Here is a 13,968-nt window from a genome sequence, read left to right as displayed (position 1 = left end):
ACGCCGGGCAGGATGGCTGGCGGACCGGCATTTCGATCGAGCGGAGGCGCTTTCCCGCCGGCGAAAAGACACTAATGCAGGAACCTCCCCAGCAAGCGTTCCACAAATTTCCTTCCGCATCGACCACGGACCCATCGACCCCGCCCTTCTCCCTATGCTGGTAGAACAACACGGGTTGACCGATAGGAAGGCCTGTCTCGGGATCGGTGTCGACGCGCCAAATGATGTTCTTGCCGGTGTCCGCAAAATAAGAAATGCGACCATCCGGGGAAAAGCAGATCGAGTTGGGAATCGATATGTCGCTGAATAACTTGCGCAATTCGCCCTGGCGATACCAATAGATCGAGCCCGCTCCCTTCTGCGTCTTTCCCATTGTGCTGACCCAAAACGCTCCAGCGGGATGAACGCGCGCGTCGTTGGACCGGGTCGCGGGATTATCGGCCTCGATCGGCTGATGCATCGTTGAATGTCCGGTCTGCCGGTCGCGGATGAAGAGCCCGGTTTCGGTCGCAATCAGCTGCCGCTTCTCATCGATGACAGCAAGGGCGCTCGCCATTTGCCCAAGAGCATGAACTTTGGTCGTACCGCCAGCCAAAGGCTTCTCGAATAGACGGCCGGTGACAATATCGAACCACCACACTGTCTTCGTCAGCGGATCGTAGCCGGGCCCTTCGCCGAGCTGGACGGGCTCATCGTGGAACAGACTGATCTTCGGTTGCTGCACAATCATCACCCGGCAAAGACGCGATCATAGGCCTCGACCGTCGCCTTCGCGCGGTCTCGGACGAACGACRACGTGGCACCGACCTTGTAAAGGCTCGAGCCCAAACCAAACGTGCGAACACCGACCTTCTTATAGGCAGCAAACGTTGTCTCATCGACACCACCGACGGCACCAATCACCGTCCCCTTCGGCAAAATGGCGCTGATCGCCTTGATCCCGTCAGGTCCGAGGGCGCTCGCAGGGAAGAATTTGAGGCCGGATGCGCCGGCCTTCAGTGCAGCCAGAGCTTCAGTTGGCGTGAAGACGCCCGGCATCGTTACCATGCCCGCTTTGGTTGCAGCCGCAAGCACCTCGGGATCGACGTTCGGACTGATCATCAGTCGCCCGCCTGCCGCATCGAGCCGCGCGATATCGGCCGGATCAAGCACGGTACCCGCGCCGATCAGAACGTGCCTTGGCAGTTTTTTCGCAAGCAATTCAATGGATTGGAACGGTTCCGGTGAATTCAGCGGTACTTCGATAACGTCGATACCCGCCTCGACCAGTTCCTCGCCAATGGCCAGAACCTCATCCGGTTTGACGCCGCGCAGGATTGCGATGAGATCGCGCTTCAGCTTCGGCCACGGAGCGGAGACTTGAGACATATGAACTATCCTTTGGCTGGCCAAATGCTGGACGCGGCTACGAAAAGGCCCTTCCTCACGGCTTCGTCGGCGTCGACGAGATCGAAATTGAGATCGGCAATATGAAGCGCCTTGCCGTAGAGCGCAGCCATCGCACCTGAAGCCACGAGTGTTACCCTGCTTCCAGATTTTGCTTTCGCGCCGGCAATTTCCGCGCCGATGAGCAGACCCGACAGACGCGATGCAGCGCCTTCCGGGGATAGATTATCGAGCAGCATGGCGGCGCGAATACCGAAGAGTTCGCCAAGCATCCGCTTACCGCACAACATGAGTTCGACGGCAGCCTTGAATTCTGGATGGTCCGGCGAAGCGGATGTCGCGGCATCACCAATGGAATGACGCAGGATCGATTGCGAGGCGAGCAGCGCGTAAAGTTCACCCGTAAGATAGGTGGAGAAGCTCTTCGCCCTCCCCTCTTCCAATGTGACCCACTTGGAGTGCGTCCCCGGCATCGCAATGATTCCATTGGATAAATCGCGATCGAGAATCGCGCCGAGCAGTTGGGTTTCCTCGCCGCGCATGACATTCGGAGAACTCCCGGATTGCGACAATCCAGGGATGATGCGCACATCGCGCGCGATACCTTCGATCTTCACTGCGCCGGAAAGGATGGCCTTAAGATCAGCCGGGACCGGGACGTAATTGGCTTCGACCCAGCCCTGCCGCGATCCGGCCATTCCGCAGATGATGACTGGCAGATCAGCAGGCGCACCAAGCGCTGACAAATGGCCTTCCAGCGTCTGTGTAAAACCACGAGCACGGGATGTATCGAGGCCGTCATCGGAGCGTTTCTCAGCTAGAACATGCCCCTTGCCGTCGACAAGCCAGAGGCGAAAACGGCTTGTTCCCCAATCACTTAGCGCGTAGCAGGCTGAATTGCTCACAGGTAACCACCGTCAACAATCAGCGTCTGGGCGCTGAGCATGCGGGCGGCGTCGGAGGCAAGGAAAAGGCACGGTCCGACCATGTCGCCGGGCAGGATTTCCTCACGTAGAACCTGCTTGTTGAGATGGACCCGGAGGCCTTCCTCCGTGACCCAGTGAGAGCGCTGGCGATCAGTCATCACCCAGCCCGGTGCGATGGCATTGACGCGAATTTTTTCCGGTCCAAGCCGCCCCGCCAATCCCTTGGTAAGACCGATGATTCCGGCCTTTGCCGCCGTGTAGGCGGGCAGATTGCCCTGGTTGATCATGAAGGAGGTCGAGGTGAAATTGATGATCGAACCGCCACCCGATTGACGCATGCCGGGCACGACCGCCTGCGCCGCAAAAAACTGCGGACGCAGATTGATCGACTGGTTCTTGTCCCAATATTCGACGGTCACATCGTCGATATCGTGCCGGTCATCCCAAGCCGCGTTATTGACGAGAACTGTAATTGGTCCATTGTTATCAATAGCTTGCGCAATCGCGTTCCGCAGGGCGTCGATGTTGGAAAGGTCCGCTTTGAGGTAAAGGGGCCGGTTGCCGTACTGTTTGTCCAGGGAATCTAAGAGGGCCTGCGAGGCCTCCTCGGCGATGTCGATAAAGGCAACACGCGAGCCTTGGGCAATGAAGCCTTCGGTGAGGGCGGCACCGATGCCCGACCCTCCCCCGGTAATGAGTACCGAACGGTCTTTCAGATCCGGAAATATGGCAGAGGGCATCATGGCAGGAAACTCACAAGGAAAATTCCACTATTGGAACGGTATTGGCGGAGCAGGATTGTCATCTTGCAAGGGTGAAAGTCAAGGGACCGAGAATGCTACCAGGCACAACCAAATTTCCCGTACTGGTGGAAAATTCTGCGCCAGAATCGCACATTCTTGCACCAGTTTCGGGACTGCTTGCGCAGGAATCGTCGAAGTTCGAGAGAAAAATGTTTTGGCTTTCGCTCTCTATCCTAAAAATCAGTTTTTGACGGTATAATCCGCCGCTCTCGACTCCTCCAGCACCAGTTCGGCATTTGGCATGTCATTGGAAAGCGCTCGCGCCTGCGCCGAGCCGACATTATGGCCGTGGGAGAGCCAGCGCTGCACCAGCCGGTTTTCAAGTTCAAGCCGGTCGACGTCGAGGAAGATCGTCACGTCGAAGAGTGACGCCAGCCGGTCCCATGGCGGCTGGTTGAGAAGGAGATAGTTGCCTTCGACGAGGAGGATGCGCTGATCCGCCTTGACGATGCCTGCCCCTGCCCTCGCCAGATCGAGCTTGCGGTCGAACAGAGGAATGACGACGTCTTCGCTTGTCTCACGCAGCCGCCGCAACAGCACCTCGAAACCGGCAACGTCGAAGGTCGGCGGTGAGCCTTTGCGCTTACGCAGGTCCGACGCGTCGAGAATGGCATTGTCGAGATGAAACCCGTCCATCGGCACGACAATCGCTGCGTTAGCTTCCTGCAAGTTGATGGCCGCACAAAGCGAGGCGGACGCGGTGGATTTGCCGGATCCAGGAGGACCGGCAATCGCCACGATCAAGCGAGGAGTGCCTGCCGCCCGCGCAAGTATCTCCGGAACCAGATCTTCGAGGGTAGTCAGCATTGTTGTGTGCTCATTGGAAGGTATGCCGGTTATCTCTCCCCTTGTGGGAGAGAAAGTGATTTCAGCATCTTAGCGTAAGCTAAGTGCTAGAAATCACAAGAGAGGGGATTTCGTAAGGTATGTTCCAAAATCCCCTCTCTTGGGTTTTCCAAGGATTTAGCGAAGAGGCTAAATCCAGGAAAACCCGTTCTCCCCCACAAGGGGGGAGATAAGGTCAGTGCTCACGCCAGCCATTTGTCGTAGTCGGAGACAAGCAAATGCAGCGGTGCTTCATCCTCGTCGATAGAGGAGAAACGGCCGATCGGTTCGCGGAAGATATTGTCGGTGAGATCGTCATTGACAGTGGAGACTTCGCCGATCAGCACGTCGCCGCCCTCGCCCCAGAATGCGTGCCAGTTGCCCGGCAGAAGCGTGACGCTCTCGCCCGGCTGCAGCTTGAGCAGACCTCCGGCCTTCTGTCTGACGATGCGCCCGTCGGTGGCCACTTCCACGTCGGTCTTCTCATCGACGCTGCCGTCGGGATTGGAGTTGAACAGCTCGAGCACCAGCGTGCCGCCACCACGATTGATGATGTCTTCCGCCTTGACGATATGGCGGTGCATCGGCGACAGCTGCTTCTCGCGGCTGATCATGATCTTCTCGGCGTACAGCATGCCGCCGCCCTTTTTCAGATCTTCCTGATTGCCATTACGCGTGGTGAAGAGGAAAAGCCCAAGTTCATCGAACTTGCCCTGGCCGTAATCGGTGATGTCCCAGCCGAGCCGAGCCTGCAGGATGGCCTTCGAATCGGTCGCGGTGCGGGCCTTCAGCTCTTCCGGAGACCAGTAGGCGAAAGGCGGCATGACATAGCCGAACGAGCGGATGAACTTGTCGCTCTCGCGGATGATCTCATTGACTTCAGAACGTTTCATTTCTCAAAAAAATCCTTTAACCGTAGTCGCTTAAGTGGCAACGGGTTATCTCCCACGAGGGGAGAGATAACCAGCGCCATCGTTTCCATCCAATTCGTCGCGTTCTAGCTGGGCGGCGGTGCCTTGGCGCCCGTCATGAAGGCGACGGCATCCGACATCGTATACTCCGTCGGATTGATCACGGTAAGACGCTTGCCGAGACGGTGGATGTGGATGCGGTCGGCCACTTCGAAAACGTGTGGCATGTTGTGCGAGATGAGCACAATCGGCAATCCGCGTTTTTTGACGTCCTGGATGAGTTCGAGGACCCGGCGGGATTCCTTGACGCCGAGCGCTGCCGTTGGCTCGTCCATGATGACGACCTTCGAGCCAAAGGCGGCGGCACGCGCCACTGYCACGCCCTGCCGCTGACCGCCGGAAAGTGTCTCCACTGCCTGGCTGATGTTCTGGATGGTCATCAGGCCGAGCTCGGTCAGCTTGTCCCGCGCCTTCTTTTCCATCGCCTTGCGGTCGAGCATCCTGAACCAGCTGCCCAGGACGCCCGGCTTGCGGATTTCGCGGCCAAGAAACATGTTGTCGGCAATCGATAGCGCCGGTGAGAGTGCCAGGTTCTGATAGACGGTTTCGATCCCGGCGTCGCGTGCTTCCATGGGCGAGCGAAAATGGATCGGCTTGCCCTCCAGCGTCATCTCGCCCTCATCCGGACGTACTGCGCCGGAAATCGCCTTGATGAGCGATGATTTGCCGGCGCCGTTATCGCCGATCACCGCCAGCACTTCGCCCGGGTAGAGGTCGAAATCCGCGTGATCGAGTGCTGTGACGCGGCCGTAGCGCTTGACCAGTCCGCGTGCTGTAAGAATGGGTTCTCTTGACATCAGCCTGCTACCTTTCTGATCCACTGGTCGATAGCGACAGCCAGGATGATCAATACACCGATGATGAGATACGTCCACTGAACGTCGGTACCGTACATGCGCATGCCGAATGAGAAGACGCCGACGATCAGTGCGCCGAAGAGCATGCCCATGATGGAGCCGCGGCCGCCGAACAGCGACATGCCGCCGATCACCACAGCGGTGATGGATTCGATGTTAGCGAACTGGCCGATCTGCGGGGAAACCGAGCCGTTGCGCCCGATCGAAACCCAGCCGGCCAGCGCACAGATCAGACCGGCGAGCACGTAGACAGCAATGAGCACGCGCTTGGTGCTGACGCCAGAGAGTTTTGCCGCCTCCGGATCATCGCCGATGGCGTAGACATGGCGGCCCCAGGCGGTGTGGTTGAGCACATACCAGAGTATGGCAATCAGCAGGATCATGATGAAGACGCCGTAGGTGAAGGTGGCGCCGCCTATGGGCACCTTTTCGCCAAAGAATTGCAGGAGCTTGGCGTTCGCCTCGATATCCTGGGCACGGATCGTCTCATTCGCTGAATAGATATAGGTCGTCGCCAGATAGATCTGCCAGGTACCGAGCGTGACGATGAAGGGTGGCAGCTTGAGATAGGCGATGAGGACGCCATTTATGAAGCCGCACAGCGCACCCAGCGCGATCCCGCACAGGATGGCCAGCTCGACCGGCATGCCATAGCGGAAGGTGAACTGGCCCATGATGACCGACGTCAGCACCATGATGGCGCCAACCGAAAGGTCGATACCTGCGGTCAGCACGACCAGGGTTTGCGCAGCGCCGACAATGCCGACGATGGCCACCTGCTGCAGGATAAGCGACAGTGCAAACGGGGTGAAAAAGCGCGAGCCGACAATAACTGCAAAGATCACCAGCGACAGCACCAGAACGATAAGGGGAACGGAAGCCGGGCTGGAATGAAGGAAATGCCGGATCCTTTCGAGAAGACTTTTCTCATGGGTGTCGAAGCTGGCAACAGCGGTTTCCCGTGCCACCGCGCTTTCGAATTCTTGAGGCGTTCGAGGCGTTTGCGGTGTGTCTGTCATAATGTGACCTCCTGTAAATATTCATAGCAGTCCGACAGGGACATTTATACGGTGGAGTTCTTATGCGCGAGGATGCCGATTATCTCCCGCTTGCGGGGAGAAAGCGATTTCAGCTTCTTGGCCTTGGCTAAGTGCTAGAAATCGCAAGAGAGGGGATAGTGCTGGTGTACTGCAAATCCCCTCGCCTGGATCTTCCATGAATTTGGCAAAGAGGCTAAATTCAAGAAAATCCTTTCTCTCCCACAAGTGGAGAAATAAGGCGCTAAATCAGCCCCAGCACTTGCTGGTGCCAGTCTTGACGTCGATGGATTCGAGGCCCTGGACAGGCTTGTCGGTGACGAGCGAAACGCCCGTGTCAAAGAAGTTTTTGCCTTCGGTTGGCTTCGGCTTTTCGCCGCTGTCGGCGAACTTCTTGATCGCTTCAATGCCGAGCGACGCCATCAACAATGGATACTGCTGCGATGTCGCGCCGATCACGCCGGCCTCGACGTTCTTCACGCCTGGGCAGCCGCCGTCGACGGAAACGATGAGGACGTCTTTTTCCTTGCCGAAGGCCTTCAGAGCTTCATAAGCACCGGCAGCTGCAGGCTCATTGATCGTATGAACGACATTGATGCCGGGATCTTTCTGCAGAAGGTTTTCCATAGCCTTGCGGCCGCCTTCTTCATTGCCGTTGGTCACGTCATGGCCGACGATGCGCGGATCCTTTTCGTCGCCGATCTTGTTGATATCGACGACATCGATGCCGAAGCCCTTCATGAAGCCCTGGTCGCGCAGAACGTCGACGGTTGGCTGCGACGGGGTCAGGTCAAGGAATGCGATCTTGGCGTCCTTGGCCTTGTCGCCGAGTGTCCCGGCAGCCCATTTGCCGATCAGTTCGCCGGCGAGGAGATTGTCCGTGGCGAAGGTGGCATCGGCTGCATCGGCCGGATCGAGCGGCGTGTCGAGGGCGATAACGAGGAGACCCGCATCGCGTGCCTGCTTGACTGAGGAAACGATACCGGCCGTGTCGGATGCGGTGATCAGAATACCCTTGGCGCCATCGGCAATGCAGGTCTCGATGGCTGCTACCTGGCTTTCGCTGTCGCCGTCGATCTTGCCGGCATAGGTCTTCAGGTCAACGCCGAGTTCCTTCGACTTGGCGAGGGCACCCTCTTTCATCTTGACGAAGAACGGGTTGGTATCGGTCTTGGTGATGAGGCATGCGCCCACACCGGCGGCTTGGGCCGGAGCGGCAAAGGCAGCAATGGCCACAGCGGCGGCGCTAAAGATTGTTGATTTCAGATAAATGCTTCTACGCATGTCACTTCCTCCCATAAATCGCGCGGCAGCGCGACGGGCCGACACTAGTCGCGCCCTGTTCCTCGTAAACACCTCAGACAGTCCTCCGGCCAAGTGTTGACGCGTAGCAAATACCACTCATCGCGACGTGTCAACATTAATAAATCACTCTGATTTAATATTGACAGCATTGCCCAATATCTCCATTGTCCGCCATATTCACGGGAGGACCAGGTCCTTGAGTATTCGAGTATCGGAGCGTTCCGGCACGGGAGGATCCAGGCCGACGCTTCATCACGGTACCAATCAAAGTGGCATGCGCGATCACAATGAGCGTGTGGTGCTTTCGCTTCTGCGCCAGCATGGCAGCCTGGCAAAGACGGCTATCGCCCGGATGACCGGACTTTCGGCGCAGACGAGCTCGATCATCATGCGCATGCTTGAAGCTGACGAGCTCCTGTCGCGAGAGGAGCCCCTGCGCGGACGCATCGGCCAACCATTGATCCCGATGTCGCTCAATCCGGAAGGCGCATTTTTCTTCGGACTGAAGATCGGCCGGCGCAGTGCCGACCTGGTGCTGATCGACTTTCTCGGCCGCATTCGTTCCATGCTGCATATGCCTTATGATTATCCAACGCCGGAGCCGATCTTCAGCTTCGCTGCCACGGGCATGACGCAGATGATGGAGGCGCTGGCGCCAAAGCAGCGCGAACGGGTCGCTGGAATTGGCATTGCCGCGCCATTCGAATTGTGGAAGTGGGCCGATACGGTGGGCGCGCCGCAGGCAGTGATGGACGAATGGCGCGACTGCGATATTCGTGAGAAGGTAGCGGCGCTTTGTTCGTTCCCCGTTTATTTGCAGAACGACATGACTGCCGCCTGCGGGGCTGAACTTGTGTTCGGCCAGACCAAGGACGTCAATGATTTCGTCTATTTCTATATCGGTTCCTTTATCGGCGGGGGCATCGTTATCAACGGCGGCCTTTATGCGGGCCGCAGTGGCAACGCCGGTGCGCTGGGCTCGATGCCGGTGCCAGGACCGGACGGTACTGCGCGCCAGCTGATTGACATCGCGTCGATCACCGCGCTGGAACGGGATGTTACCGAGCTTGGCCGGGACCCCTCGCCGCTTTGGGCTTCGCCTGAAGACTGGGGCGAGATGGGCGTGGAGCTTGACGCATGGATCGAGCGTGCGGGCAAAGCGATCGCACAGGCGGTTATCGCGTCGTCCTCGGTGGTGGACTTCGAGGCGGCCATCATCGATGGCTGGATGCCGGCAAGCGTACGGGCGCGGATCGTCGATGCGGTGCGCAGACATGTCGAGACATTCGATCTGGAAGGCATTCAATTGCCAGCGATCTTCGAAGGAACGGTCGGCATTCACGCGAGAGCGCTCGGCGCTGCCAGTTTGCCGCTATCCGACCGGTATCTTCTGGGACAGAAGCTTTTCAGGAAGGGCAGTTAGGTGCTGATCGGCATTCCACCCATGCTAGGCCCTGAGCTTCTGGCAACTCTGCGCGCCATGGGGCACGGCGACGAGATCGCGCTTGTCGACGGCAACTATCCCGCGCTCGAACATGCGCGGCGGCTGATCCGCGCCGATGGGCTGCCACTGGTCCCGTTGCTCGATGCCATATTGCAGGTGCTGCCGGTCGATGACTTCGTGCCGCAAGCGCTGTTTCGCGCGTCGGTGAAGGGCAATGCTCCGCTGGCCGATCCAGTCCATCTTGAAATGGAAGCGGTCTGCGCGCAACGCGTGCCGGGCTTTGCGCTGGTTGCGCTCGATGGTGATACGTTTTATGCGCGTGTGAAAAACGCCCACACCATCATTGCGACGGGCGAGCCTCGGCTTTATGCCAATATCATCATCCGCAAGGGTGTCATTTATCCAGGAAAAGAGATTTAGAAATGATTTTATGTTGCGGAGAAGCGCTGATCGACATGCTGCAGCGGAAGAGTGATGCCGGAGAACCGGCCTTTGCGCCCTATGTCGGCGGCGCCGTCTTCAATACGGCAATCGCGCTGGGGCGCCTTGGCGTTCCGACCGAATTCTTCTCGGGAATTTCCTCGGACTTCTTCGGCCAGATGCTGCTGGACAGCCTGACCGCCAATCATGTCGGCACACATTATGCGCATATCTCACAGCAGCCCACGACGCTTGCCTTCGTGCGCCTGACCGATGGCCAGGCGAGCTATATGTTCTATGACGAGAATAGTGCGGGGCGCTCGCTCGCGATCGAACACCTGCCAGCGCTCGACGACAATGTCACCGCGCTGCAGTTCGGCGCGATCAGCCTGATCCCGGAGCCGTCCGGCTCGACCTATGAGGCGCTGATGGCGCGCGAGCATGAAAAGCGCGTGATCATTCTCGATCCGAACATCCGGCCAGGTTTTATCCCCGACAAGGAGAAGCACCTCGCCCGCATGCGCCGCATGATTGCCATGACCGACATCGTCAAGATTTCCGACGAGGACATGCGCTGGTTCGGCGAGAGCGGTACGATGGACGAGATTGCCCGCCGCTGGATCGTCCCGGCAGATCAGCAGGGACCGAAACTAATCCTCGTCACCCATGGGGCGGACGGCGTGACCGGCTATACCGCCGATCTCACGGTGCACGTCGCAGCGCAGCGCGTACCGGTCGTCGATACGGTTGGCGCCGGGGATACATTTACCGCGGGCGTTTTGACCTCGCTGCAAGAGGCCGGAGTGCTGGTGAAATCCGCCCTGACTACCCTGACCGAAGCCCAGATCCGCGATGCATTGACCTTGGGTGTCAAGGCGGCGGCAGTGACGGTTTCGCGCGCTGGGGCCAATCCGCCGTGGCGCAACGAGCTCGGATAATCTCAGGCGATCTCTATGTCGGTGTAGGGAAAATCGTTACCTTTGCACAATAGCTGCAGGTCATGCGCCTTGGCGCAGGCGTAGGCGAAGCAATCGCCCATGTTGAGAGCGGCCTTGTGCCGGCCGCGTCCAAAGGTGTTGAACGCCTGGACAGCATTCCTGCCGATCTCGGCGGTGATATCGAGGGTGTGAGCGTCGGTCTGATCGATGAAGATATCGATTGCTCGTTCAGCGACCTCGATCGTACAAGCCCTTTTGCGCGCAAGGCCGGTTATGGATTCGTAGACGACCATGGGTGAGATATAGACGGACGAACCGCCCGCCAGGCGGGCAGCAAGCGAAACCGCGTCGTCTTCGCCATCGACGATGGCGATCAGGGCCGATGCATCAACAAAGATCATTCATTACCCGAAAGGTCGTCAAAGAAAGCCTTATCCGCTTCGAGGCCGGTCTTTGGGTACTTTCGATACTCTTCAAAAATCTTCGACAGCTTTTCTTGCAGCGGAGTTTCTTTCTTGGCACGATCATACTCGTGCACCACGGCCTCGCGGATGGCCTCCGTCAGGCTGGTATTCTTCAATTTTGCCAAGCGTCTGACCGCTTCGTCAGTCGCCTTGTCTTTTATGGAAAACGCCATTCTATATCTCCGCGTCTATACGTATAGACGCAACTGTCTATAAAATGGGCTTTTCCCTTATCATATGCAAGAGCAATCACTCGAGATCGAATGCAGCCGCCAGAAGCGTCTTGGTATAGGTGTCGTGTGGCGTATCGAAGATATCCTCCGTTTCGCCTTCCTCGACGATCTTGCCGTTCTTCATCACGATCACATAGTCGGACATCGCCTTGATCACCGCCAGATCGTGGCTGATGAAGATGTAGGAGAGGCCATGCTTCTCCTGCAGGTCGCGCAAGAGCTCGATCACCTGTCCTTGCACCGATCTGTCAAGCKCTGACGTTGGCTCGTCGAGAATGACCACTTTTGGCTTCAGGATCATGGCGCGGGCGATGGCGATGCGCTGACGCTGGCCGCCGGAGAATTCATGCGGATAGCGGTTGCGCGCGGCCGGATCGAGCCCGACCTCCTTCAGCGCCGCGATGGCGCGTTTGTCCCGTTCGGCACGTGACAATTGCGGCTCGTGGATCAGCAGGCCTTCGGTGATGATCTCGCCGACGGTCTGCCGCGGCGACAAGGATCCATAGGGGTCCTGGAACACCAGCTGCAATTCCTTGCGCAGCGGCCGCATGGCCGAGCGGTCGAAATTCGAGATGTTCTTGTCGCCGAAATGATAGTGGCCGCTGCTTGGCAGAAGCCGCAACAGCGCCCGCCCGAGTGTCGATTTGCCGGAACCGGATTCGCCGACGATGCCGATGGTCTGTCCGCGTTTCAGCCGGACCGTAACGCCATCGACGGCCCGAAAAAGCTTGGTCGCCCTGGTGAAGAACCCGCCTCCGATGGCGAAATCCACCGCCACATTGCGGCCCTCGAGGATGATCGGTGCGCTGTCTTCCGGCGGCTCCTTGGCACCGCTCGGCACGGCATCGATCAGCATCCTGGTATAGTCTTCCTTTGGATGCTCGAATATTTGCTCGATATCGCCGCGCTCCACGACTTCGCCGCGACGCATGACGACGACGCGGTCGGCGAAGTGTTTTACAATGCCGAGATCGTGCGTGATGAGCACGATCGCCATGCCAAAACGCTTCTGCAGTTCTCGCAGCAGATCGAGGATCTGGGCCTGGATGGTCACATCGAGAGCCGTCGTGGGCTCGTCGGCGATGAGGAGGTCTGGCTCGTTGGCGAGCGCCATGGCGATCATGACGCGCTGCCGCTGGCCGCCGGACATTTCATGCGGATAGGAATTGATCCGGCGTTCGGGATCGGGAATGCCGACGAGCTTGAGCAATTCAAGCACGCGCACCTTAGCCTGCTTGAAGCTCACCCCCTTGTGATGGACGATGGGCTCGGCGATCTGCCGCCCGATCGTATAGAGCGGATCGAGCGAGGTCATCGGCTCCTGGAAGATCATTGTGATCTTGGCGCCGCGCACCTCATTGAGGCCCTTGAGCGGCAGACCGATCAGCTCCTGGCCGCGATATTTGGCTGAGCCTGTAACGCGGCCATTGTTGGCCAAGAGGCCCATGATACCCATCATGGTCTGGCTCTTGCCGGAACCGGATTCGCCCACAACAGCAAGCGTCTCACCCGGCTTTACATCGAGATCGATACCTTTGACGGCCTTGACGTCGCCGTCCGGCGTGGTGAAGTCGACCTTGAGGCCGCGTACGGAGAGGACATTGGCTTGCATATCCATCTCAGCGGTCCTTCGGGTCGAGTGCATCGCGCAAGCCGTCGCCGATGAAATTCAGCGAGAACAGCGTGACGACGAAGAAGATGGCGGGAAAAATCAGATACCACGGCGAAGATTGCATCTTGTCGGCACCCGCCGAGATGAGTGCACCCCAACTGGTGAGCGGCTCCTGGACGCCGAGCCCGAGGAAGGAGAGGAAGCTTTCCAGCAGGATCACTTTCGGAACGACCACCGTAACGAAGATAACGACCGGTCCAATCGTATTCGGGATGATGTGGCGCCGGATGATCTGCCAGTCGGTCAAACCGAGCGCCTGCGCCGCGCCGATGAATTCACGTCGCTTCAAGGCAAGTGTCTGACCACGCACGATACGCGCCATGTCCAGCCATTCGACAGCGCCGATCACCAGAAAGATCAGGATGAAACTCCGGCCGAAAAACACCACCAGAACGACAACGAGGAAAACGAATGGCAGCGAATAGAGGATTTCTATGAGGCGCATCATGACGTTATCTACCCGGCCGCCCAGATAACCGGATATGGCACCATAGATGACGCCAATGAACAGCGACACGAGACTGGCGAGACAGCCGATCGTGAGTGAGATTTGTCCACCGAGCATGACACGGGCCATCAGGTCACGGCCATTTTGATCGGTGCCAAAAAGGAAATATTCGCGCTTGACGTCACCAGTCAGCTTAAGGGTCTTGCCGTCCTCTTCGGTGGCGGTGACCTGTGTATTGT

General features: G+C 58.3%; 16 protein-coding genes. 3 read left to right on the top strand and 13 right to left on the bottom strand.

Annotated elements, in window-relative coordinates; genetic code table 11:
• From ACXJ5O_RS07490 to ACXJ5O_RS07450, 9 genes are all read right to left on the bottom strand, one after another.
• Window positions 1-730: SMP-30/gluconolactonase/LRE family protein (locus ACXJ5O_RS07490; RefSeq protein ID WP_457299338.1), on the bottom strand; the 730-nt coding region annotated here is incomplete at its 3' end.
• Window positions 730-1,368, bottom strand: a complete 639-nt coding sequence (locus tag ACXJ5O_RS07485) for a 2-dehydro-3-deoxy-6-phosphogalactonate aldolase (protein WP_457299337.1) — start codon at window positions 1,366-1,368, stop codon at window positions 730-732. The genes ACXJ5O_RS07485 and ACXJ5O_RS07490, both read right to left, overlap by 1 nt.
• A gap of 5 nt (window positions 1,369-1,373) precedes the next feature.
• Window positions 1,374-2,291 carry a 2-dehydro-3-deoxygalactonokinase gene (locus tag ACXJ5O_RS07480; RefSeq protein ID WP_457299336.1) on the bottom strand — a complete coding sequence of 306 codons (918 nt, stop codon included), beginning with the start codon at window positions 2,289-2,291 and terminating at the stop codon, window positions 1,374-1,376.
• Window positions 2,288-3,055: an SDR family NAD(P)-dependent oxidoreductase gene (locus tag ACXJ5O_RS07475; protein WP_457299335.1), complete on the bottom strand. Its 768-nt coding sequence runs from the start codon at window positions 3,053-3,055 to the stop codon at window positions 2,288-2,290. The genes ACXJ5O_RS07480 and ACXJ5O_RS07475 overlap by 4 nt, the downstream gene beginning before the upstream one ends.
• Window positions 3,056-3,295: 240 nt before the next feature.
• Complete coding sequence (locus ACXJ5O_RS07470) at window positions 3,296-3,922, bottom strand: nucleoside triphosphate hydrolase (protein ID WP_457299334.1); 627 nt, start codon at window positions 3,920-3,922, stop codon at window positions 3,296-3,298.
• A gap of 221 nt (window positions 3,923-4,143) precedes the next feature.
• Entirely contained in the window at window positions 4,144-4,833 is a 690-nt protein-coding gene (locus ACXJ5O_RS07465; protein ID WP_112531502.1) for a D-lyxose/D-mannose family sugar isomerase, read from the bottom strand.
• 104 nt (window positions 4,834-4,937) lie between these two features.
• A complete protein-coding gene (locus ACXJ5O_RS07460; RefSeq protein WP_457299333.1) occupies window positions 4,938-5,708 on the bottom strand; it encodes an ATP-binding cassette domain-containing protein in 771 nt (256 codons plus the stop codon).
• The gene (locus ACXJ5O_RS07455; protein ID WP_183662943.1) at window positions 5,708-6,787 is read right to left on the bottom strand and encodes an ABC transporter permease; all 1,080 of its coding nucleotides are present in this window, start codon (window positions 6,785-6,787) and stop codon (window positions 5,708-5,710) included. Before ACXJ5O_RS07455 ends, ACXJ5O_RS07460 begins: the two co-directional genes overlap by 1 nt.
• 267 nt (window positions 6,788-7,054) lie before the next feature.
• The gene (locus tag ACXJ5O_RS07450; protein WP_183663250.1) at window positions 7,055-8,071 is read right to left on the bottom strand and encodes a sugar ABC transporter substrate-binding protein; all 1,017 of its coding nucleotides are present in this window, start codon (window positions 8,069-8,071) and stop codon (window positions 7,055-7,057) included.
• A gap of 235 nt (window positions 8,072-8,306) precedes the next feature.
• Between ACXJ5O_RS07450 and ACXJ5O_RS07445 the strand changes: the two genes are divergently transcribed.
• From ACXJ5O_RS07445 to ACXJ5O_RS07435, 3 genes are read left to right on the top strand one after another with little or no spacing between them, the layout of a single operon-like run.
• Window positions 8,307-9,533 carry an ROK family transcriptional regulator gene (locus tag ACXJ5O_RS07445; RefSeq protein WP_457299332.1) on the top strand — a complete coding sequence of 409 codons (1,227 nt, stop codon included), beginning with the start codon at window positions 8,307-8,309 and terminating at the stop codon, window positions 9,531-9,533.
• The gene (locus ACXJ5O_RS07440; RefSeq protein ID WP_457299331.1) at window positions 9,534-9,974 is read left to right on the top strand and encodes an RbsD/FucU family protein; all 441 of its coding nucleotides are present in this window, start codon (window positions 9,534-9,536) and stop codon (window positions 9,972-9,974) included. It abuts the gene before it with no gap.
• Between the two features lie 2 nt (window positions 9,975-9,976).
• Window positions 9,977-10,912 carry a carbohydrate kinase family protein gene (locus ACXJ5O_RS07435; RefSeq protein ID WP_224506540.1) on the top strand — a complete coding sequence of 312 codons (936 nt, stop codon included), beginning with the start codon at window positions 9,977-9,979 and terminating at the stop codon, window positions 10,910-10,912.
• Window positions 10,913-10,914: 2 nt separating this feature from the next.
• On the opposite strand, the gene ACXJ5O_RS07430 is transcribed toward ACXJ5O_RS07435, so the two are convergent.
• From ACXJ5O_RS07430 to ACXJ5O_RS07415, 4 genes are all read right to left on the bottom strand, one after another.
• Complete coding sequence (locus ACXJ5O_RS07430) at window positions 10,915-11,313, bottom strand: type II toxin-antitoxin system VapC family toxin (protein ID WP_457299330.1); 399 nt, start codon at window positions 11,311-11,313, stop codon at window positions 10,915-10,917.
• Window positions 11,310-11,549 (bottom strand): type II toxin-antitoxin system VapB family antitoxin, encoded by a 240-nt coding sequence (locus ACXJ5O_RS07425; protein WP_224506542.1) that lies wholly within the window; start codon window positions 11,547-11,549, stop codon window positions 11,310-11,312. Before ACXJ5O_RS07425 ends, ACXJ5O_RS07430 begins: the two co-directional genes overlap by 4 nt.
• A gap of 76 nt (window positions 11,550-11,625) precedes the next feature.
• Complete coding sequence (locus ACXJ5O_RS07420) at window positions 11,626-13,254, bottom strand: ABC transporter ATP-binding protein (protein WP_457299329.1); 1,629 nt, start codon at window positions 13,252-13,254, stop codon at window positions 11,626-11,628.
• Window positions 13,229-13,968 (bottom strand): ABC transporter permease subunit (locus ACXJ5O_RS07415; protein WP_457299328.1); only part of this gene is annotated, 740 nt, incomplete at its 5' end. The genes ACXJ5O_RS07420 and ACXJ5O_RS07415, both read right to left, overlap by 26 nt.

The sequence above is a fragment of the Phyllobacterium sp. P5_D12 genome, from assembly GCF_054049495.1.
The sequence above is the reverse complement of the archived record's forward strand: the minus strand, read 5'-3'. Positions and strand labels throughout refer to the sequence as shown.

Coding starts and splice junctions, on each gene's coding strand:
- ACXJ5O_RS07475 (WP_457299335.1), bottom strand. CDS start 3,055: ATGATGCCCTCTGCCATATTTCCGGATCTGAAAGACCGTTCGGTACTC.
- ACXJ5O_RS07470 (WP_457299334.1), bottom strand. CDS start 3,922: ATGCTGACTACCCTCGAAGATCTGGTTCCGGAGATACTTGCGCGGGCG.
- ACXJ5O_RS07465 (WP_112531502.1), bottom strand. CDS start 4,833: ATGAAACGTTCTGAAGTCAATGAGATCATCCGCGAGAGCGACAAGTTC.
- ACXJ5O_RS07455 (WP_183662943.1), bottom strand. CDS start 6,787: ATGACAGACACACCGCAAACGCCTCGAACGCCTCAAGAATTCGAAAGC.
- ACXJ5O_RS07435 (WP_224506540.1), top strand. CDS start 9,977: ATGATTTTATGTTGCGGAGAAGCGCTGATCGACATGCTGCAGCGGAAG.
- ACXJ5O_RS07430 (WP_457299330.1), bottom strand. CDS start 11,313: ATGATCTTTGTTGATGCATCGGCCCTGATCGCCATCGTCGATGGCGAA.
- ACXJ5O_RS07425 (WP_224506542.1), bottom strand. CDS start 11,549: ATGGCGTTTTCCATAAAAGACAAGGCGACTGACGAAGCGGTCAGACGC.